General features: G+C 59.6%; 22 protein-coding genes. 12 read left to right on the top strand and 10 right to left on the bottom strand.

Translation table 11 applies throughout. The features are described from left to right. Nucleotides 1–97: 97 nt before the first annotated feature. On the bottom strand, nt 98–1,135 hold the full coding sequence (locus tag AC5SEM_RS17230; RefSeq protein ID WP_077573989.1) for a patatin-like phospholipase family protein: 1,038 nt from the start codon (nt 1,133–1,135) through the stop codon (nt 98–100). A gap of 216 nt (nt 1,136–1,351) precedes the next feature. Here AC5SEM_RS17230 and AC5SEM_RS17225 point away from each other — a divergent pair, with 216 nt between their 5' ends. The 3 genes from AC5SEM_RS17225 (at nt 1,352) to AC5SEM_RS17215 (ending at nt 3,510) form a co-directional block, all read left to right on the top strand. Then, on the top strand, nt 1,352–1,630 hold the full coding sequence (locus AC5SEM_RS17225; RefSeq protein ID WP_016770894.1) for a hypothetical protein: 279 nt from the start codon (nt 1,352–1,354) through the stop codon (nt 1,628–1,630). A 78-nt stretch (nt 1,631–1,708) separates the two neighbouring features. After that, nucleotides 1,709–2,473, top strand: coding sequence for a CHAD domain-containing protein (locus tag AC5SEM_RS17220; RefSeq protein WP_495470902.1), 765 nt, complete (start codon nt 1,709–1,711; stop codon nt 2,471–2,473). Nucleotides 2,474–2,715: 242 nt separating this feature from the next. Next, entirely contained in the window at nt 2,716–3,510 is a 795-nt protein-coding gene (locus AC5SEM_RS17215; RefSeq protein WP_495470901.1) for an acyl-CoA thioesterase, read from the top strand. Nucleotide 3,511: 1 nt separating this feature from the next. Here the strand turns inward: AC5SEM_RS17215 and AC5SEM_RS17210 are convergent, their stop codons facing one another. From AC5SEM_RS17210 to AC5SEM_RS17200, 3 genes are all read right to left on the bottom strand, one after another. Further along, on the bottom strand, nt 3,512–3,877 hold the full coding sequence (locus tag AC5SEM_RS17210; protein WP_034155260.1) for a DUF962 domain-containing protein: 366 nt from the start codon (nt 3,875–3,877) through the stop codon (nt 3,512–3,514). A 203-nt stretch (nt 3,878–4,080) separates the two neighbouring features. Further along, entirely contained in the window at nt 4,081–5,562 is a 1,482-nt protein-coding gene (locus AC5SEM_RS17205) for a methyl-accepting chemotaxis protein (RefSeq protein ID WP_495470900.1), read from the bottom strand. A gap of 212 nt (nt 5,563–5,774) precedes the next feature. Then, entirely contained in the window at nt 5,775–6,581 is an 807-nt protein-coding gene (locus AC5SEM_RS17200) for a TatD family hydrolase (RefSeq protein WP_495470899.1), read from the bottom strand. Nucleotides 6,582–6,817: 236 nt separating this feature from the next. Between AC5SEM_RS17200 and AC5SEM_RS17195 the strand changes: the two genes are divergently transcribed. The 3 genes from AC5SEM_RS17195 (at nt 6,818) to AC5SEM_RS17185 (ending at nt 9,342) form a co-directional block, all read left to right on the top strand. Further along, nucleotides 6,818–8,239, top strand: coding sequence for a transglycosylase SLT domain-containing protein (locus AC5SEM_RS17195; RefSeq protein WP_116030520.1), 1,422 nt, complete (start codon nt 6,818–6,820; stop codon nt 8,237–8,239). 111 nt (nt 8,240–8,350) lie between these two features. Continuing rightward, entirely contained in the window at nt 8,351–8,785 is a 435-nt protein-coding gene (locus tag AC5SEM_RS17190; protein ID WP_007908568.1) for a DoxX family protein, read from the top strand. 248 nt (nt 8,786–9,033) lie between these two features. Continuing rightward, a complete protein-coding gene (locus tag AC5SEM_RS17185; RefSeq protein ID WP_077573983.1) occupies nt 9,034–9,342 on the top strand; it encodes a hypothetical protein in 309 nt (102 codons plus the stop codon). Between the two features lie 6 nt (nt 9,343–9,348). Here the strand turns inward: AC5SEM_RS17185 and greB are convergent, their stop codons facing one another. From greB to AC5SEM_RS17170, 3 genes are read right to left on the bottom strand one after another with little or no spacing between them, the layout of a single operon-like run. Further along, on the bottom strand, nt 9,349–9,846 hold the full coding sequence (greB, locus tag AC5SEM_RS17180) for a transcription elongation factor GreB (RefSeq protein ID WP_016985509.1): 498 nt from the start codon (nt 9,844–9,846) through the stop codon (nt 9,349–9,351). A 34-nt stretch (nt 9,847–9,880) separates the two neighbouring features. Continuing rightward, complete coding sequence (locus AC5SEM_RS17175; RefSeq protein ID WP_495470898.1) at nt 9,881–12,385, bottom strand: ABC transporter permease; 2,505 nt, start codon at nt 12,383–12,385, stop codon at nt 9,881–9,883. After that, the gene (locus tag AC5SEM_RS17170) at nt 12,385–13,068 is read right to left on the bottom strand and encodes an ABC transporter ATP-binding protein (RefSeq protein WP_007908572.1); all 684 of its coding nucleotides are present in this window, start codon (nt 13,066–13,068) and stop codon (nt 12,385–12,387) included. Before AC5SEM_RS17170 ends, AC5SEM_RS17175 begins: the two co-directional genes overlap by 1 nt. 10 nt (nt 13,069–13,078) lie before the next feature. Here AC5SEM_RS17170 and AC5SEM_RS17165 point away from each other — a divergent pair, with 10 nt between their 5' ends. From AC5SEM_RS17165 to AC5SEM_RS17155, 3 genes are all read left to right on the top strand, one after another. Continuing rightward, nucleotides 13,079–13,684, top strand: coding sequence for an arylesterase (locus AC5SEM_RS17165; RefSeq protein ID WP_163004692.1), 606 nt, complete (start codon nt 13,079–13,081; stop codon nt 13,682–13,684). Between the two features lie 57 nt (nt 13,685–13,741). Beyond that, nucleotides 13,742–14,035, top strand: a complete 294-nt coding sequence (locus AC5SEM_RS17160; protein WP_007908575.1) for a hypothetical protein — start codon at nt 13,742–13,744, stop codon at nt 14,033–14,035. 198 nt (nt 14,036–14,233) lie between these two features. Next, nucleotides 14,234–15,202, top strand: a complete 969-nt coding sequence (locus AC5SEM_RS17155) for a L,D-transpeptidase family protein (RefSeq protein ID WP_495470897.1) — start codon at nt 14,234–14,236, stop codon at nt 15,200–15,202. A gap of 129 nt (nt 15,203–15,331) precedes the next feature. Here the strand turns inward: AC5SEM_RS17155 and oprI are convergent, their stop codons facing one another. Further along, nucleotides 15,332–15,583: an outer membrane lipoprotei OprI gene (gene oprI / locus AC5SEM_RS17150; protein ID WP_003199355.1), complete on the bottom strand. Its 252-nt coding sequence runs from the start codon at nt 15,581–15,583 to the stop codon at nt 15,332–15,334. 639 nt (nt 15,584–16,222) lie between these two features. Between oprI and AC5SEM_RS17145 the strand changes: the two genes are divergently transcribed. Continuing rightward, complete coding sequence (locus AC5SEM_RS17145) at nt 16,223–16,504, top strand: GNAT family N-acetyltransferase (RefSeq protein WP_003226804.1); 282 nt, start codon at nt 16,223–16,225, stop codon at nt 16,502–16,504. A 62-nt stretch (nt 16,505–16,566) separates the two neighbouring features. Here AC5SEM_RS17145 and AC5SEM_RS17140 read toward each other — a convergent pair whose 3' ends face one another. Further along, the gene (locus AC5SEM_RS17140; protein ID WP_016985505.1) at nt 16,567–17,643 is read right to left on the bottom strand and encodes a 3-deoxy-7-phosphoheptulonate synthase; all 1,077 of its coding nucleotides are present in this window, start codon (nt 17,641–17,643) and stop codon (nt 16,567–16,569) included. Between the two features lie 143 nt (nt 17,644–17,786). Continuing rightward, nucleotides 17,787–18,230 carry a PilZ domain-containing protein gene (locus AC5SEM_RS17135; RefSeq protein WP_034155250.1) on the bottom strand — a complete coding sequence of 148 codons (444 nt, stop codon included), beginning with the start codon at nt 18,228–18,230 and terminating at the stop codon, nt 17,787–17,789. On the opposite strand from AC5SEM_RS17135, the gene AC5SEM_RS17130 reads away from it, so the two are divergent. Both AC5SEM_RS17130 and AC5SEM_RS17125 read left to right on the top strand, forming a co-directional pair. Next, a complete protein-coding gene (locus AC5SEM_RS17130) occupies nt 18,229–18,615 on the top strand; it encodes a YbbN family protein (protein WP_371043839.1) in 387 nt (128 codons plus the stop codon). The genes AC5SEM_RS17135 and AC5SEM_RS17130 overlap by 2 nt on opposite strands. Further along, nucleotides 18,612–19,568 (top strand): putative 2-dehydropantoate 2-reductase, encoded by a 957-nt coding sequence (locus AC5SEM_RS17125; RefSeq protein WP_116030525.1) that lies wholly within the window; start codon nt 18,612–18,614, stop codon nt 19,566–19,568. The genes AC5SEM_RS17130 and AC5SEM_RS17125 overlap by 4 nt, the downstream gene beginning before the upstream one ends. Nucleotides 19,569–19,575: the final 7 nt, after the last annotated feature.

Genomic DNA, 19,575 nt, shown 5'->3' with positions numbered 1-19,575 from the left:
CGAGCAGGCTCACTCCTACATTTGGAATGCATTCCCCTTGTAGGAGTGAGCCTGCTCGCGATGAGGGCATTGCATTCAATCGAGATTTTTCAGTCGATCAACCCTGCTCACTCTCATACCGATCCAGCGTATCCCGCGCAATCTCCCGCCCCAACGCGATCAGTTCCGGCGCCTTGTAAAACTCGAAAAACCGGCACACCCGCTTCGGCACGTTGATCAGGATGTCCGGCGGATAACCGGCAATCTTGTACTGCGCCAGCGAGGTCTGCATCACCTCGAAACTCTGATTGATCAAATCCAGCAACGACGCCGGCCCGACGTTATCGATGATGAACGAACCGGTCGCCGATTTCGGCGCGCCTTCACGCTCGGGCGCGGCGGCGGGTTGCTGGCTTTCCGGCTCGGCGCCTTCCAGCCAAGGGTTGATGTCTGCCGCTTCGGCGCGCAGCGCTTCCTGTTCGAGCCGCAACAGTTGCTCGGCCTGTGTACGGCGGAACGGCATCTTCGATCCCAGTGAACTGATCAGGCTGTCAAAGCGTGAGCGAAATGCGGCCGGGCGCTGGATCACCGGCAGTTTGTAGTGGCGCTGGTTGGTCGAGTTGAGATTGACCGCAATGATCAGATCGCAGTGGCTCGACACCACCGGCACGATCGGCAACGGGTTGAGAATGCCGCCGTCGACCAGCATGCGATTGCCTTGCATGACCGGCGTGAACAGGCTGGGAATCGCCGCCGAGGCGCGCATCGCCTGATGCAGGCAGCCTTCCTGAAACCAGATTTCCTGCTGGTTGGTGAGGTCGGCGGCGACGGCGGTGTAGGGGATGCGCAAGTCTTCGATATTGATCTCGCCGACGATCTTGCGGATCTGCCCGAAGACCTTTTCGCCGCGAATCGCACCGAGGCGGAAACTCACGTCGACCAGCCGCAGCACATCCAGATAGTCGAGACTTTCGATCCAGTTTTTGTAAACGTCGAGTTTGCCGGCGGCGTAGATTCCGCCGACTACCGCGCCCATCGAACACCCGGCAATGCAGGCGATGTCGTAACCGCGTCGTTCGATCTCTTCAATGACTCCGATATGGGCATAACCCCGGGCGCCACCGGAGCCCAGCACCAGTGCGACACGCTTTTTCATCAAACTTCCTCCCGACAAGGTTGCACAATGCACCCATCGCCGGGTCGGCTCAATCGCCGAAGTCGTTCAGTGCGTCAGTGACGTCGTTTTTTCGATACTGCATGACCCTTCGGCTATATCCTTCTCAGTTGCGCGGTTTCACCCGCCGGCGAGGCACTTTTTCGCAGCCAAGCCGTCTTACCTGCACGACTGTTGACCTATTTTGAGGTGTGAGTGATGAAAGCCTGGATCTGTGTGCCGTTGATGGCTCTGGTATTGGCCGGTTGCGCCGGTAAAACCGCTTACCGCGACAGCTGCGGCAGCCAGCTCGACGCGGCTTGGCATGAGCTGGATCTGGCCAAGGCCGAAGGCTTTGCCGGCACTGTCAGCTACTCCAAAGCGTTGTCGCTGCTGACCGCCGCGAAGACCCAGCAGCAATTCGAGGGGTTTGAAGGCTGCAGCAAGAAAGCCGAGAAGGCGCGTTTCTACATTCGCGAATCCCGCGCCGGCCGCTAAGCTGCTGACGTGAGGCAAGGAGGCTGCGTTCGCTGGGCAGCAGAATGATCTTCAAGCCATTTGAATCAGGAGCAAGTGATGTCTGCGTTGGTTGATCGGTTGGTGGCTCATGTCCTGAGTCTGGAGGTGCGGCTGCTGGCCTGTCAGGCGCGATTGACGGCACGTACCGACCCCGAGGCGCTGCATGATTTGCGCACCACGGTGCGGCGCTTGCGCAGCCTGTTGCGGCCATTGCGCGGTTTACCGGGTGTCGAACAACTGGAAGACGCCGCTTCGGCGGTCGGCCAATTGACCACGCCATGGCGTGATCGCGAGGTGTTGGCGGCGTACTTGCTCCAGCATGATCAGCCTGAAGCTGCTCAACGCCGCATGGCGCAAATGGCCGAGGCCTATCCGGCGCTGGCGGCGAGCGCCGAGGTGGCTTCGTTACTGATGATTCTCGACGCTTTCCCACGTTTCCTGCGTGCTTCCCAACGTCAGGGCTTGCTCAAGGGCTTGGACAAACGCATCGAAAAACGCCTGGGCAAGCAATGGCAGAAACTCGATGAGGCGTTGCACGATCCCGCTCACGACCGCCATCGCCTGCGCCTGCTGATCAAGCGCGTGCGCTACGGCATCGAAGCCTATCCCGAGCTGGATCGTTTGCCCGAAGCGGCGCTGGAGCGGTTGAAGTCAGCCCAAGGCGCGTTGGGCGACTGGCACGATTGCTGGCAGTGGCTGGCGAAAGCCGAGCTGGAGGCGGATCTTCAGCCCTGTGTCGCGACGTGGCAGGCGACCATGATCAAAGCCGAAACCAAGGCTGATCGCGTGCTGGAAAAACTCAGTTCAGCCTGTTTCAAATAATCCTGAATCACCACAAATCCCCTGTAGGAGTGAGCCTGCTCGCGATAGCGGTCTGACATTCAACAACTGTGTTGGCTGTCAGACCGCTATCGCGAGCAGGCTCACTCCTACAAGGGATTTCAGTGTGGCTGATATTGGTTTAAGGCCTTTCTGTCAGCCCATTTGACCGGAATAGACGCTGCGGCGCTGTGCAGGTCTGGTTAAGATCCCTGCATTCCTTTCTCGTTTTCTGAGGTTGCCCCATGCGCTTTAGCGATCTGCTCGATGCGGTCCGCCGCCAACCGGAACTGACGATTCCTGCCGAATGGGGTCAGGGCCGTGCCAGTTTCGGTGGTCTGGTTGCCGCGCTGCAATACCAAGCCATGCGTGCGAAAGTCCCGGCGGATCGCCCGGTGCGTTCGCTGGCGATCACCTTTGTCGGCCCGGTTGAGCCTGAAGTCCCGGTGAGCTTCGAAGTGGAGGTGCTGCGCGAAGGCAAAGCCGTCAGTCAGGTCATGGGCCGGGCGGTGCAGAATGGTCAGGTGGTGACGATCGTCCAAGGCAGCTTTGGTGCCTCGCGGCCGTCGGAGGTTGCCGTCGAGGCGTATCCGGCTCCGTCAATGAAGCACTGGGAGGAATGCCAGGAGTTGCCCTACATCAAAGGCGTGACCCCGGAATTCATGCGTCATCTGGCAATGCGCTGGAGTGTCGGTGGAATGCCGTTCACCGGCAATCAATCGCGGCTGATGGGCGGCTGGGTGCGGTTGCGTGGCGATGTCAAAGAAGAGCCGGTCAATGAGGCGCATCTGTTGGCTCTGGTGGACGCATGGCCGCCGGCGCTGTTGCCGTATCTGAAGAAGCCTGCGCCGGGCAGCACGCTGACCTGGACCATCGAATTCGTTCAGCCGTTACGCGATTTGAGCACGCTGGATTGGTGCCAATACCTCGCCGACATCGAGTACGCCGCCGACGGCTACGGCCATGTCGCCGCCAAGTTGTGGAGCGCTGAAGGTGAATTGATTGCGATGAGTCGTCAGACCGTCACGATTTTCGCCTGACTCAATGCCGACGGTGGCGCTCACGCCAGGCGCGCCACCAGCCGCCACTGAGAAAGAAACGCGGAAAGGTCAGGAACTGCTCGACCAGTAACCGCGACACCGCATCTTTACGATCACTGAACGGCTCGGAGGCTTGCGCCTCCAGGCTGTGACCGTGGCGCTGCAAACCCAGCGCCGCGATGATGCCGATCACGCCGATGGCCACACTGGCCAGGCTCAGGCTGAACACCCCGGAGACAATCAGCAGAAACGCGACGATGAACAACGGCACGGCGATCAGGTGCAGCACCAGATTGGTCGGGTGCTGGTGATTGCCCGGGTACGCGCGCCATTGCCATGCGGGAAGGTTGGGGTGACGTTTGCCCATGTTTTCTACTCCTCGATCCATGTTGAACTCATGGTTGAAGAATAGGCCCGGGCAGGGAGGGCGGCGAATCAAGGTTGGCTATTGAAGTGATAGGCGTCATCGCAGGATTCGATGTCGCCCCATCTGACGCCTTCGCGAGCAGGCTCGCTCCTACATTTGGAATGCATTCCCCTGTAGGAGTGAGCCTGCTCGCGATGAGTCCCTCAAAGCTTGAGCTGACCTATAGCCTTGTTGAGTTCCCCAGCCAACGTCGCCAACTCATTACTCGTGGTCGCCGAATCCACCGTTTGCTGCACGGTGTTCTCGGTCACATCACGAATACTCACCACCGCCCGGTTCATCTCTTCGGCGACCTGGCTTTGCTGCTCCGCCGCCACGGCAATCTGCGTATTGCTTTCACGCATCTGCGCCACCGCCCCGGTGATTTCCGCCAGCGCCGCGCCGGCCTCTTGCGCCTGCTGCACGCAATCGTCGGCCTTGTACGAACTCTCTTGCATGAAATCCACCGCATCGCGGGTGCCGGCCTGCAACGCCGAGACCATGGTGGTGATCTCGTCAGTCGAAGTCTGTACTCGTTTGGCCAGATTGCGCACTTCATCGGCGACCACTGCAAAACCGCGGCCCATCTCACCGGCACGGGCCGCTTCGATCGCAGCGTTCAACGCCAATAGATTGGTCTGCTCGGCAATGCTGTGAATCACGCTGACCACGCCATTAATTTTTTGACTGTCTTCGGCCAGCCGTTGAATCATCTCGGCCGTCTGCTGAACACCGCTGGATAACCCGGCAATCGACTGCTGCACCCGCGCGACCACTTGCTGACCGCTGCCAGCGAGGCCATCGGCGGTCTGCGACAAGTCGCGGGTGGCGCCGGCGTGCTGGGCGATGTGATAAACGGTGGCGGTCATTTCGTTGATCGCCGTGGCGGCCTGATCAGTTTCGCTCTGCTGACCAAGCATGCCGTGGCGCACTTCGTTCATGCTCGATGCCAGTCGCGCCGCGCCGACATCCAGTTGCCGTGCGGTGTTGGCGACGGTCGTCACAACGCGCTGGTAACCGGCCTGCATCGCGTTGAACGCGTTGGCCATTTGCCCGACTTCATCTTTGCCGGCCAGCGGTACTCGGGCCGATAGATCGCCGCTTTTTTCAACGTGCAGCATCACGTCTTTCAGCGTGTTGAGCTGGCTGAGCAGGAAGCGGATCAGCAATTGCGAGGCACAGAGCATGGCGAACATCAGGATGAACACCGCCACGGCATAGTTGGCGAAACGCTCGCTGAACACCTGACTGAGACTCGGGCCATAGGCAATCACCGCGACCTGCTGACCATCGGCGCGGCCAAACACCTCAGCGCCCATCAACGGGTTTTCGCCGAACAGCGGCAGATGATTGATTTCGTTCCAGCCGTTGCTTTCAGTGATTTCCAGCAAGGGTTGATCATTCAGGCGCGGTGCTTCACCGCGCTTGAAGGTCAGCACCTGATCGGTTTTCGGCAATGGCTGCCCGGCCGGCCAGGCCTTGAGCAATTGCGCCTGGGCTTGCGCCGAGACCTGTGAGGCGTGACTGCGCGCCTGTTGTTCGAGCTGCACGGCGTACAGCACCAGCAGCAGGGTGGTGACGAAGGCGACCGCATTGACCGCCCAGAATTTGTATTTCAGCGAGATATTGCTAAGCCAGGCACCCATGGAGGTCTTCTCTGATAGCGGAAACAGTTTTGGCAAGGTGCCAGCATTGTGCCGCTATGCAGATATAGACATTTTGATGTGAGTCAACAGACGATGCGGTCCGCCCTTGTAGGAGTGAGCCTGCTCGCGATGGCGGCGTGCCAGTCGACAACGATTTCAACTGATCTACCGCAATCGCGAGCAGGCTCACTCCTACATTGGATTCTAGTGTGTCAGGAGAGGGCGGGGAGGTTGTAGAACGCGCGGGCACACGCGGTGGTGTGTGCCGCCAGATCCTCCTCGGTTTCGCCACGATGCAACGCCACCTCACGCAGCACTTCAGTCAGATACGCCGGTTCATTGCGCCCGTTCTTCGGTTTCGGTCGCAATGTGCGCGGTAGCAAATAGGGCGCGTCACTTTCCAGCATCAAGCGCCCGCGCTGGATCTCTTTGACCAGCGGATGCAAATGCGTGCCACGGCGTTCGTCGCAGATCCAGCCAGTGATGCCGATGTGCAGATCCAGGTCGAGATAGCTGAACAACGCCTTTTGCTCGCCGGTGAAGCAATGCACCACAGCGGCAGGCAGTTGATCGCGGAAGCCTTTGAGGATTTCCAGCAAACGCTGGCTGGCATCGCGCTCGTGCAGGAACACCGGCAGTTGCAGTTCAACGGCCAGCGCCAAGTGTTCTTCGAGGACTTTTTCCTGCTGTGGGCGCGGCGAGAAATCACGGTTGAAATCCAGCCCGCATTCACCCACGGCGACTACGTTTTTTTCGTGCAACAGGCTACGCAAACGACGGGCGCTGTCCGCGTTCCAGTCACTGGCCGAATGCGGGTGAATACCGGCGGTGGCGAACAGCCGTTGACCGCTCTCATCCAGTTGCTGGCACAGCTCCAGAGCCTGTTCGCTGCCCTCGACGCTGGTGCCGGTCAGCACCAATTGGCAGACCCCGGCGGCATAGGCGCGATCAAGCACGGCCTGATGTCTGTCGGCGAAACTGGGGTTGGTCAGGTTGACGCCGATATCGATGAGTTGCATGGTTGCTACCTCGGGCCGAAGGCCGGAAAGCATACCAGAGCTGTAGATTCATAAGAAAAGCCAAGAACTACAACGAGTTATAGCTGTCTTTTGATGCCGCGACGCAGCCCGGTTTGGCAGAAGTGCCATTACTGTGCCAGTCTCTCGCACGTTGCCAGCGCTCATGGCGCTCTGTTTTCGTCGGTGATTTCGATCTTTCAGGGATGAAATTGCCCCGTATTCTTTCCGGAGAGTGGATGGTTCGTCCCTCGGTTTTGCTGCTGTTGTGTGGATCGTTGCTGCTGCCGATGACGGCGGTCGCGCGCCTGCCCGGGCCACTGCAAGCCGTGCCGGCCGCCAAGGTGCGGGACTTGTCGGAGATTCGCAGCAGCCGTGTGTTGCGGGTGCTGGTCAACCAGAGTCGCAACAGCTCCGGCGAAGTCCAGGGCCAGGCCATCGGCGTCGAATACCATCGCCTGCGCGCGTTCGAGCAATACCTCAATGGCCACGCCCGTGATGGCCAGGAAATCACCCTCAAGATCATTCCCAAAGCCAAGGACCAACTGCTCGGCGCCTTGCAGCGTGGCGAAGGTGATCTGGTCGCACCGGGTGAATTGCTCGATCTGCAATCTGGCTATGCCGTGGCCAGCAGCGAACCGATCGCCAGCCACATACCACTGGTGCTGGTCGGGATCAAGGGTGAGCGCCGCTACACCAAGGTCGAGCAGCTCTCCGGCAAAACCCTGGCGTTGCCGACCGGCAGTGCGGCGGGGGAGGCGGTCAGTCAGCTCAATCAGAAACTGGCGTTGCACAAACTGGCGCCGATCAAGATCGAATGGGTTGATCCGACGCTGGCGGTCGAAGATGTGCTGGAGATGGTTCAGGGCGGGATTTTCCATCTGACTATCGTCGAGCAACCCATCGCCGAACGCTGGGGCAAGATCCTGCCGAAATTGCGTTTTGACCGACAACTGATGATCAGCGAGCCGGGCGAAGAGTATTGGTTCGTACGCCGCGATGCTGCGATGTTGCGCGCGAGCATTGACCGCTTCCTCGGCGGTTACAAGAAACCGTCCAACGAAGATGCCGCGTTTCTGCGCATCTATCGCCGTCTCTATCAAGTCCACTATCCATTGGCCAAGGCTGACCGCCAGCGCTTGGAAAAACTGCGCCCGACCCTGCAAAAGCACGCCCAGGCGCAGAACATGGACTGGCTCAATCTGGCCGCACTGGCGTTCAAGGAATCACGCCTGCAACCCAATGCCCGCAGCGGCAGTGGCCCGACCGGGCTGATGCAGATCACGCCTTCCGCCGCTCAGCGAGTCGGCGTGAGCAACATTCAGAATCTTGATGCGAATGTGCAGGCCGGGGCCAAATATCTGGCGATGATCCGCCGCAAGTTCTTCAACAGCCCCAAGCTCAATGAGCGCGAGCGCATGGCGTTTACGCTGGCGGCCTACAACATAGGCCCCGAGCGTGTGCAGGGCATGCGCGCTGAGGCCCGGCGGCGCGGGTTAAACCCAAATCAGTGGTTCTTCCAGGTCGAGCGCATCGCCATGGAGCAGGTAGGAATGGGGCCGGTCAGCTATGTTAATAGCGTGAACAAGTATTACTTGGCGTTCGACCGGGAGCGGGAGTCGTTGGAGCCCGGGGCGCAAAAAGTCGTCTCACGGAAATGATCTAATAAGTCGATTGTTATGGCGGAATATTTGCGCTTTTAACATGAGATTTACTGATTAATATAGCGGCCAACCAACACACACAACTTCTCGCAAAACAAGGAATGCCCCATGAGCTCTCTGATCAACAAAGTACTGTTCACCCGCGCCGGCTACGGTCTGACCATCCTGCGCATCGCTGTCGGCGTGATCTTCGCGGCGCACGGTTCGCAAAAGCTTTTCGGTCTGTTCGGTGGTTATGGTCTGGCAGGCACCGCACAGTACATGGACAGCATCGGTCTGCACCCGGGCTACCTGATGGCGACGCTGGCGGGCGGTACTGAGTTCTTCGCTGGCCTGGCGTTGATCATCGGCCTGCTGGTACGTCCGGCAGCATTGGGTCTGACCTTCCTGTCGCTGGTGGCGATCTTCACCGTACACATCAGCAACGGTTTGTTTATGGCCAACAACGGTTACGAGTTCGCCCTGGCCCTGCTCGGTGGCAGCCTCGCCGTGCTGATCGAAGGCGCGGGCAAGCTCTCGGTGGATCGCGCCATCGCCGGTTGAGCGCTCTGGCTCAAGGAATAGGCCCGCATTGTGCGGGCCTTTTTTGTTGCGGCTGATTCTTGACACTGATCGGTCACGTTCTCTAGGATGTTGCCCATGCGCCGATTTAAACAGCTACTTGCGGGGCGCCAGGTGACTTCAACAGTTGCCGTCAGAAGCCGGAACAGGGCTTCGAAATACCGCTAAAGCGCTGGTTCGGTGTTGCCTCTCACCTGCCATGCAGACTTTTGAGGCAGAGACACGACACGATGAATGCACTACGCCCTCCAGCACGTCCCGCGCCGATCACTGCGCATATTACTCAACGCAACCCGAAAATTCTCCTTGGCGGCAAACATCAGCCGACGCTGTTGCGTTATCTCGATGGCTGGCCACGTCGCAGCGGCGGTCCTGCCGCGTTCCTGATCCAGTTTGTCGAAGACGGCGAGTCGCTGGCGCGTTTCGCCACTGACAGTTTTGATCTCGCGGTGATTCAGGCCCCGACTGCCGAAGATGCGCCAGAGATGATCAAACAACTGGTCCGCGTTGCGCGGCAGGGCCTGATCACTCGTCGCTGATACGCTTTACGGATAGTCGATGGCGACGATGTAAACGAACTGCTCACCCGTTGGCGTCTGCACCCTGACTTCTGCATCCAGCGCCTTGCCGATCAAGGCGCGGGCCAGTGGCGAGTCGATGCTGATCAGGCCCAGTTTCAGATCCAGCTCATCCGGACCGACGATGCGGTAGCGCGATTGCTTGCCGTCTTCGTCTTCGATGGTCACCCATGCGCCGAAGTAGACTTTGTTAGGATCACTGGGTTTTTCACTGACGACTTTCAACGCTTCCAGACGTTTGGTGAGAAAGCGCACGCGACTGTCGATCTCGCGCAGCATCTTCTTGCCGTAGGTGTACTCGGCGTTCTCCGAACGATCACCCTGAGCCGCCGCTTCGCTGACCGATTGCGTCACCTGCGGGCGGCGCACATGCCACAACTCATGGAATTCGGCGCGCATCCGCGCTTCACCTTCGGGGGTGATCAGCGCGGTGCCGGCGGGGCGTGGAGGGCGATAACGGCTCATGGCAACTTCTTGTGATTAAGACCGCCTGAGTCTATCAACCCTCACGCAACACTGTCAGTGGACTTGCGTTGAGCGCCCGACGCGTACCGAACACGCCGGCACCACCAATCAGCGCCGCGCCAATCAACGGCAGCACCAACAACCACGGATGCGGATGCCACGGCAGGTCGAACGCATAGCGATACAACACCAGACTCACCACTTCCGAGCCGATCGCTGCGAGCAAGCCGCTGACCGCACCGAGCAAGCCGAACTCGATGCGCCGCGCCTTGATCAGCAACTGTCGCTCCGCACCCAAGGCACGCAACAGCGCACCTTGGCGAATACGTTCATCGAGCGTCGACTGCAAGCCGGAAAACAGCACGGCCATGCCCGCAGCCAAAACAAACAACAGCACATATTCGACCGCCAGGGTGACTTGGGCGAGGATGCTGCGCAGCTGCTCGAGCAGCGCTTCGACCTGAAGAATGGTCACCGCCGGGAACGTGCGTGACAGTTCGACGATCTGCTGGTCATGACCTGGCGCCAGATAGAAGCTGGTCAGGTAAGTCGCCGGCAGATCCTTCAACGTGCCGGGCTGGAAGATCATGAAGAAGTTCGGCTGGAAGTTGTCCCAGTTGATCTCGCGCAGGCTGGTGACCTTTGCCTCGCGATTGACCCCACCGACACTGAACACCATGTGATCGCCGAGTTTGAGCTTGAGGCTTTCGGCGACTTTGCCTTCCACCGATACCCCGGGGACACCGTCGCTTGGCTGATCCTTCCACCATTTACCCGAAGTGAGCTTGTTGCCCGCCGGTAAATCAGCGGCCCAGGTCAGACTCAAATCTCTTTGAATAGCGCGGTCGCCCGCCGAATCCTTGCTGACGATTTGCTGCACCGCTTCGCCGTTGATGCTGATCAATCGTCCTGGCACTACCGGATACAGTGGCGCCGCTTGCGCGGAGACCTTGATCAGGTGATCGGTGAAGGCCTGTTTGTCTGCCGGCAGGATGTTCAGGGCAAAATAGTTGGGAGCGTTTTTCGGCAACTGGTTCTGCCAGGTGTCGAGCAGTTCGCCGCGCAACAGGGCGATCAAGGCCATCGACAGCAGAATCAGACCGAACGCCAACGACTGACCGGCCGCTGCCAACGGATGGCGCAGCAACTGGCCCAGACCCAAGCGCCATGGCAGCGAAGCACGGGCGAGCATTCGCCGCAGGCTCTGCAACAGCAACAGCAGCAGGCCACCCAGTACCAGCGCGGCGACCACGCCACCGCCGAGCAAGGCGAAGGTCAGCAGCAGATCGAGGCTCAGACGCCACATAATCAGGCCCAGTGCGCCCAATGCTGCGCCATAAACCATCCAGGTACTCGACGGAATCGGCAACATGTCCCGGCGCAATACACGTAACGGTGGCACGCGACCCAATGCGGCCAGCGGCGGCAAGGCGAAACCGGCCAAGGCCACCAGTCCGGTGCCGATCCCGGCGATGGCTGGAAACAGACCGCCCGGTGGCACATCGCTTGGCACCAAATCATGCAGCAGCGCGAACAGGCCCAGTTGCGCCAACCAGCCGAGCAGGGCACCGCTAAGAGCGGCGAGCAAACCAAGCACGGTCAACTGCAAACTGAACAGCACCATGGTTTCCCGGCGCGAAAGACCGAGGCAACGTAACAAAGCACTGGCATCAAAGCGGCGACTGGCAAAACGGTTAGCCGACAACGCCACCGCGACCCCGGCCAACAACACCGCGACCAGACTGGCCATGTTCAGATAACGCTCGGCTTTGCCCAGCGCGCCGCCAATCTGCCGGTTGCCATCGCGGGCATCCTGAATCCGCTGATTCGCGGCGAGCCCAGGCTTGATCAGTTGCCGATAGGTTTCCAGCGCCTGCGGTTCACCGCGCCACAGTTCGCGGTAACTCACGCGGCTGCCGGGTTGCACCACGCCGGTGGCAGCGAGGTCATCAATGTTGATCATCACTCGGGGCGTGAGGCTATAGAAGTTGCCGGCGCGATCCGGTTCATACGTCAGCACGCGGGACAGTTTCAACGTCTTCATGCCGACATCGATGCTGTCGCCGATCTTCAGATCCAGTGCGGTCAGCAGACGTGCCTCGACCCAGGCTTCGCCGGGTTGCGGTTCACCGCCGGTTTCTTCGGCGGAGAACGGAGCAGGTGCGCTCTTCAGTTCACCGCGCAACGGGTAGGCGCGGTCGACGGCTTTGATGCTCGACAGCTGGATGCCGTTGTCAGTGGCGATGACGCTGGAGAATTCCACCACTTGCGCATGCTTCAGGCGCAGTTCGGTGCCGCTGCGAATCTGTTCCTCGCGGGCCGGCGAACTTCCCTCGAGCACCAGATCGGCGCCGAGAAATTCGGTCGCGCGCAGCATCATGGCGCCGTTCAGGCGGGCGCCGAAATAACCGATGGCGGTACTCGCCGCCACCGCCACGACCAGCGCAAAGAACAACACGCGCAATTCACCGGCGCGGGCATCGCGCATGAGTTGGCGTATGGCGAGACTGAACAGACGCAACAGCGGCAAACGTGCCATCAAGGCTCCAGAGGGGCGACCAACAGCCCGGCTTCAAGACGGATCAGGCGCCGGCAGCGATGGGCCAGGCGTTCGTCGTGGGTCACCAGCACCAGGGTGGTGCCGCGTTCCTTGTTCAATTCGAAAAGCAGATCGCTGATGCGCTCGCCGGTGTGGCTGTCGAGGTTGCCGGTGGGTTCGTCGGCGAACAGCACGTCGGGCTCGGCAGCAAAGGCACGGGCGATTGCCACGCGCTGTTGCTCACCACCGGAGAGTTGACGTGGCGAGTGAGTCAGACGCTGGCCGAGGCCGACGCGCTGGAGCAATTCAGTCGCACGTTCACGGGCATCTTTGCGGCCGTCGAGTTCCAGCGGCAGCATGACGTTTTCCAGTGCGTTGAGACTGTCGAGCAACTGAAAGGACTGGAAGACGAAACCGACATGCTCGGCACGAATGCGTGCGCGTTGGTCTTCATCAAGATTGCTCAGGCCCTGACCGGCGAGAATGACTTCGCCGCTGCTCGGCAGGTCGAGGCCGGCGAGCAGGCCGAGGAGGGTGGATTTGCCCGAACCGGACGCGCCGACGATGGCCAGGCTATCGCCCTTGTTCAGTTCCAGGCTGAGTTCGTGCAGGATAGTCAGTTCACCTTCCGCGCTGGGAACCACTTTGCTGAGGTTCTTCGCGGTGAGAATGCTTGCGCCCATGGAGAATCCGATGCGTGTGTGGTTTTTGAGTGCTGGCCTGGCCGTTATGTGCATGGCCCAGAACGCAGCGGCGGGTACTGTCCTGATCGTTGGCGATAGTATCAGCGCCGGTTTCGGACTGGATACCCGCTTGGGATGGGTGTCGTTGCTCGAACAACGGCTCAAACAGGAGGGTTTCGACGACAAAGTGGTCAATGCCTCCATCAGCGGCGACACCAGTGCCGGAGGCCAGGCGCGGCTGCCCGCGCTGCTTGCAGAGCATAAGCCTGAGCTGGTGATCCTTGAACTCGGCGGCAACGATGGCTTGCGCGGAATGCCGCCAACTCAATTGCAACAAAATCTTGCCTCGATGATCGACAGCTCGCGTCAGAGCGGGGCCAAGGTGCTGTTGCTCGGCATGCAACTGCCACCCAATTACGGCAAGCGTTACACCGATGCTTTTGCCGAGGTCTACGGCAAACTCGCCGACGATAAAAAAATCCCCCTGGTACCGTTTTTCCTCGACGGCGTCGGCGGTCATCCGGACTTGATGCAGGCCGATGGTCTGCACCCGGCGGCCGGGGCTCAGGGCAAGTTGCTGGAAAATGTCTGGCCGACGCTAAAACCGCTGTTATGAGGCTTTTCTAAGGGCAGGCTTTCGGCTAATGTGGCGCCCCCTTATTTGGAGCCCCCGATGTCGCGTTCTGCCTGGTCCCTGTTTGCCTACCAACTGATCGAGCCTGACGAGCAGCTGGATCTGTTCGCCTGCCAGGAAGTGCGGGTGCATCTGGTGACCCGTCAACTCGAACTCGGTGGCTCGGCCGATCGCACCCTCTGTGGCAGCCTGCTGCCGGCGCAGCCGCGCTGGTCGAGTGTGGATCGCCGGGTGTTTCAGGATCAGCGTCTGTGTTCGCTGTGCCGGGCGATTCTGGAGTCGCAAAAACGCGGGACGTCGCCGATCTGGCCGGAGTTGCGTTTCGAGCTCTGATTCTGTGGGAGCCGAGCTTGCTCGCGAAGAAGCCATGTCAGTTAACATTTTTGGCGACTGACCCACCGCTTTCGCGAGCAAGCTCGCTCCCACCTGGAACACCTTGTCGCCTGCAATGGGGTCATCTCCCCGAATATTCAAAGTGCGGTGTACAATCGCGCTCTTATACCCTTGTTGATCATGCGAAGGATTTTCCGGATGTTGCCGCGCTTTCCTGCCGTCACCCGCTGCCTGTCACTTGCCGCCCTGTGTGTGGCCGGTCCCGTTGCTGCATTGGAGTTTCCCCTGCCACCACCCGGTGAAGACATCATCGGTCAGGTGCAGGTGATCAAAGCCAAGTACGAAGACACCTTTGCCGATCTGGGCACGAAGTACGATCTGGGTTACTCGGAGATGGTCGCGGCCAACCCGGGCGTCGATGCCTGGTTGCCGGGCGCCGGCACCGAAATCGTGTTGCCGACCCGTTTCATTCTGCCGCCGGGCCCGCGCGAAGGCATCGTGATCAACCTCGCCGAATACCGCCTCTACTACTTCCCGAAAGGCAAGAACGTGGTGTACACGTTCCCGCTGGGTATCGGTCGTGAAGGTTGGGGTTCGCCGATCGCGCACACTTCGATCACCGCCAAAACGCCAAACCCGACCTGGACGCCTCCAGCGTCGATCAAGGCGGAACACGCCGCCGACGGTGATCCGCTGCCGAACGTCGTGCCGGCCGGCCCGGACAATCCGCTGGGTCCGTTCAAGTTTACGCTGGGCACGCCGGGCTACCTGATCCACGGCTCGAATAAGAAGTTCGGGATCGGTATGCGTACCAGCCACGGCTGCTTCCGCATGTTCAACAACAACGTGCTGGAAATGGCCGGCATGGTCCCGGTCGGTACGTCGGTGCGTATCCTCAACGATGCCTACAAGTTTGGCAGCAGTGGCGGCAAGGTTTATCTGGAAGCGCACACGCCGATCGACGACAAGGGCAACCCGTCGGTGGTCGACAAGCACACTGCAGTGATCAACGCGATGCTCAAGCGTGAAGACGTCACCAGCAACCTGCGCGTGAACTGGGATGTGGTGCGTGATGTGGTCGCGGCCGAAGATGGCCTGCCAACGGAAATCGGCACGCCAAGTACTTCGGCGCCGATCGTTTCGAGTGCACCGATCGATCTGCAGTAATAAGCCAGCGGTCAAGAGCCCGTCGATGCGTGATGCGTCGGCGGGTTTTTTATTGCCCGGACAAAAGTTTCAGGCACAAAAAAGCCGACCCAGACATCGGATCGGCTTGATAACAATCCCGAGGGATTATTACTTGCGGCTAGCTTTGTCCAGCATGCGCAGAGCACGCTCGTTAGCTTCGTCAGCAGTCTGTTGTGCTTTTTGAGCAGCAGCCAGAGCTTCATCAGCTTTACGGTAAGCTTCGTCTGCACGAGCCTGGGAGCGAGCAGCTGCGTCTTCAGTAGCGGTCAGACGTGCTTCGGTTTCTTTCGATGCGCTGCTGCAACCGGTAGCCAGAACTGCGGCCAGAGCCAGAGCAGAGAATTTCAGAACGTTGTTCATCGTGTTCCCCTTCAAGGACTTTCAAATTAAGTGACTGTCTCCTCACGATTGAGGAAATAGCCGGCGTACATACTACCCATTACTTGTAGTAAGTAAACTGACGTAAGGCAAGAAGCAAAAAAAATTGTAGGCGTTGATTCTTTTTCGAGCAACTTTTAACTGCACTGTTTAAAAAATACCCAGCTGCAAGCCCCGAGCTGAGCGAGTTAATGAGAAAAAGTTCCCGTTGCCACGTGCTGTTTTTGCAGTCTTGGCTAAAGTCTGTCTAGATGAATTCGTCCACACTTTTGTTCCGATTTTGCGCGCTGCTTCGCTTATCTTTGTGCATGTTGAGGTGACTTTAAAAAAGGCTGCACGTCTTAAGTCTCAACATCCGGCAATGTTCAGGTGAGTGGCCCGGGAAGATCTTCTCCCCAGTCACCTCTGCGTCCCTCGGAGCAACCCCCGTCAACCCGCTTGATGACGAGCGTACCTTGAGCATTTTTGCCAATGGTGCCTACTATTTATCAGGTGCCAGGTTGCGCGAGATCGGTGTGGCTCTTCTCGGTGTCCATCAGGCACGGGGTGGCGTAGATGTTCCTTCGCCGGAAAAACATCGGTAAGGTAGGGGTCAGAATCCAAGACCCGCGAGGAGTAGTGATGAGCGAGGCGTTGTCCATCCACCATGACCAGGCTGGTCATCAGTTCGAGACCAATGTGGACGGTCATCGTGCCTACCTGACCTATATGGATCTGGGAAAACAGACCCTGGATATCTATCGCACGTTTGTGCCCAACGCCCTGCGTGGCCGTGGCATTGCTGCAGCGCTGACCGAGAGCGCGCTGCAGTACGCCGAAGAAATGGGCTACACGGTGATCCCGTCGTGCTCCTACGTCGAGCGCTACATGGAGCGCCATCAGCGCCGCGCCGCCAAGATCTGAATCGCACACACACAAAAACGCCGGGCATTGCCCGGCGTTTTTTTATGCCTGTAAAACGCTGATCAGCTGCGCTGGCGTTTCGGCAGAACATCCTTGAGCTTGGCGTGCATGCTGCGCAGGGTGTTCTCGGTGGCGGACCAGTCGATGCAGGCATCGGTGATCGACACGCCGTATTGCAGGTCGGCGAGGTCTTTGGGAATCGCCTGGCAGCCCCAGTTCAGGTGACTTTCGACCATCAGGCCGATGATCGACTGGTTGCCTTCGAGGATCTGGTTGGCGACGTTCTCCATCACCAGCGGTTGCAGGGCCGGGTCCTTGTTGGAGTTGGCGTGGCTGCAATCGACCATGATGTTCGGCTTGATCTTCGCCTTGTCCAGCGCCTGTTCGCACAGGGCCACGCTGACCGAATCGTAGTTCGGCTTGCCGTTGCCACCGCGCAGCACCACGTGACCGTAGGCGTTGCCTTTGGTGGTGACGATCGACACGCCACCTTCCTGGTTGATACCGAGGAAACGGTGTGGGCTGGACACCGACTGCAAGGCGTTGATCGCCACAGTCAGACCGCCGTCAGTGCCGTTCTTGAAGCCGACGGCCGAGGACAGGCCGGAAGCCATTTCCCGGTGAGTCTGCGATTCGGTGGTACGTGCGCCGATCGCCGACCAACTGATCAGGTCCTGCAGATACTGCGGGGAGATCGGGTCGAGGGCTTCGGTGGCGGTTGGCAGGCCTTTTTCGGCCAGATCCAGCAGCAACTGACGACCGATGTGCAGACCGTCCTGGATCTTGAACGAGTCGTCCAGGTACGGATCGTTGATCAGGCCTTTCCAGCCAACGGTGGTCCGTGGCTTCTCGAAATACACGCGCATGACCAGATACAGAGTGTCGGAGACTTCTGCCGCCAGCACCTTCAGGCGATCGGCGTACTCGTGGGCAGCCTTGATATCGTGGATCGAGCATGGGCCGATCACTACGAACAGACGGTGGTCGGTGCCATCAAGAATGTTGCGAATGACTTCGCGGCCCTTGGTGACGGTGCGCAGGGCAGCATCGCTCAGAGGGATATCACGCTTGAGCTGATCGGGAGTGATCAGGGTCTCGTTAGAGGCGACGTTTAGGTCGTTGATCGGTAAATCAGCCATCGTTTACTCGTCAGGTCACGGGTGCCGGCCGCCAGCGATCCCCGCGCGGCGGAGCACAGCAGATTTAAGCGCGTCGGGGAGCGGAACCTTAGCGCGTAAAGCGCCTGCTCGACAATGGGCATGTAACGGTTTAGAGAAGACGGTCAGTCCAGCACTGGCTGGGCGAAAGCCTTGCGCACGCTGTCGTGGGAGAACTCGTCGGCGTGTTGCTCGACCCATTGCAGGGCCACCGCCTGAATTTCTTGCAGGTCATCGTGGGTGTCGTGCATGCGGCAGTAGCGCTCTATCTGACACACTTGCTCACCCATTCGCGCACTGAACAGCGTCTGCTCATCGGTGAAGGCGATGCCCACCAGATAGCCTTTTTTGCGTCGCAGACACCACGCCACGTAGCCCGGGTAACAAATGTCGGCATTCAATGACGGCATGCGCACCTGCAGGGCTGTGCCATGGCGCCAGGCACGGTGGTAATTGCAAGCAATGCCGCCGAGGCTGATAGTGTGCAGCTGTTGCCTGGAAATACACTCAGGCTTGAGCAAGGTTAATTCAACCGGCACCTCGTCCGGATGAGGAATGAAACGTCCCATGAGCACAGACTCCCTGTGTCGGTCATTTGACATTGTTTCCCCCAGTATAGTGGTCGAATCCGAACTGACCGATTTCGACGCCGATCAACGGCTATTGGCGATGAGCGGCGTTTCGCTGGTGATTTTCACCAGCGTCGGTTGCGCCAGTTGCCGTTATGCCCGCGAGGTGGTGCCGGGACTTGGTCTGGCCATCGATCAGCTGTGCTGGATCGATGCCGGCGACAACGGCGGGTTGGTCGAGCGTTATCAGGTCTTTCATTTGCCGGCGCTGTTTGTGGTGCGCGACGGTGAGTTCTTTGGGGCATTGCACACGCGCCTGACGGCCGATGCGCTGAACGCGGCGCTCGCGCAGGCACTGGATCGAATTGCAGAGGAGTTGCCATGATGGGGGCAGTGAATAAACCGGTCGTAGGGATTATCGGTACCGGCGCAATTGGGGGGTTTTACGGTGTGATGCTGGCGCGTGCCGGTTTCGATGTGCACTTTCTGTTGCGCAGCGAGTTTTCAGCGGTGGCCGAGCGCGGTCTGCAAATCAACAGCGCGGTGCATGGCCCGCTGACGTTGCATCCGGCGCAGGCCTATTCGTCGGCCGAAGACATGCCCAAATGCGACTGGCTGTTGGTGGGGGCAAAAACCACCAGCAACGCCGGCCTGGCCCCGTCGATCATTCAAGCGGCCAAACCCGATGCGAAAGTGCTGGTCCTGCAAAACGGTCTCGACGTCGAAGACAGCTTGCGTGATCTGCTCCCCGATTCCCTCCACCTGCTGGGCGGTTTGTGCCTGATCTGTGTGCATCGCGAGGGGCCTGGACAAGTCACCCATCAGGCGCTCGGCGCGGTCAACGTTGGCTATCACAGCGGCCCGGCCATGGATGATGGCGCGCGCATGGCGATTGTCGAGGAGGGCTCCGGGTTGTTCCGCGCTGCCGGGATCGATTCCCAGGCAATGCCCAATCTGCGGCAGGCGCGCTGGCAGAAACTGGTGTGGAATATTCCTTATAACGGACTTTCGGTTCTGCTCGGCGCCAGCACCACACCGCTGATGGCCGATGCGGACAGCCGCGCGTTGATCCAGGCGTTGATGGCCGAAGTGGTGCAGGGCGCCAAGGCGTGCGGCCATGACGTGCCGCCGGGATACGCCGACTATCTGTTCATGATGACCGAGAAGATGCCCGACTACTGGCCGAGCATGTACCACGACTTTTTACACAAACGCCCGCTGGAGCTGCAAGCGATCTACGCTCGGCCGCTGGCGGCAGCGAAAGCCGCGGGTTGTGAGTTACCGCGAATCGAAGCGTTGTATCGCAATTTGAGTTTTATCGACCGGCGCAACGTTTAAGCCGGTC

It is taken from the genome of Pseudomonas sp. CH61 (assembly GCF_059429415.1).
Note: the sequence above shows the minus strand (reverse complement) of the source record. Positions and strands in the feature narration are given on the sequence as shown.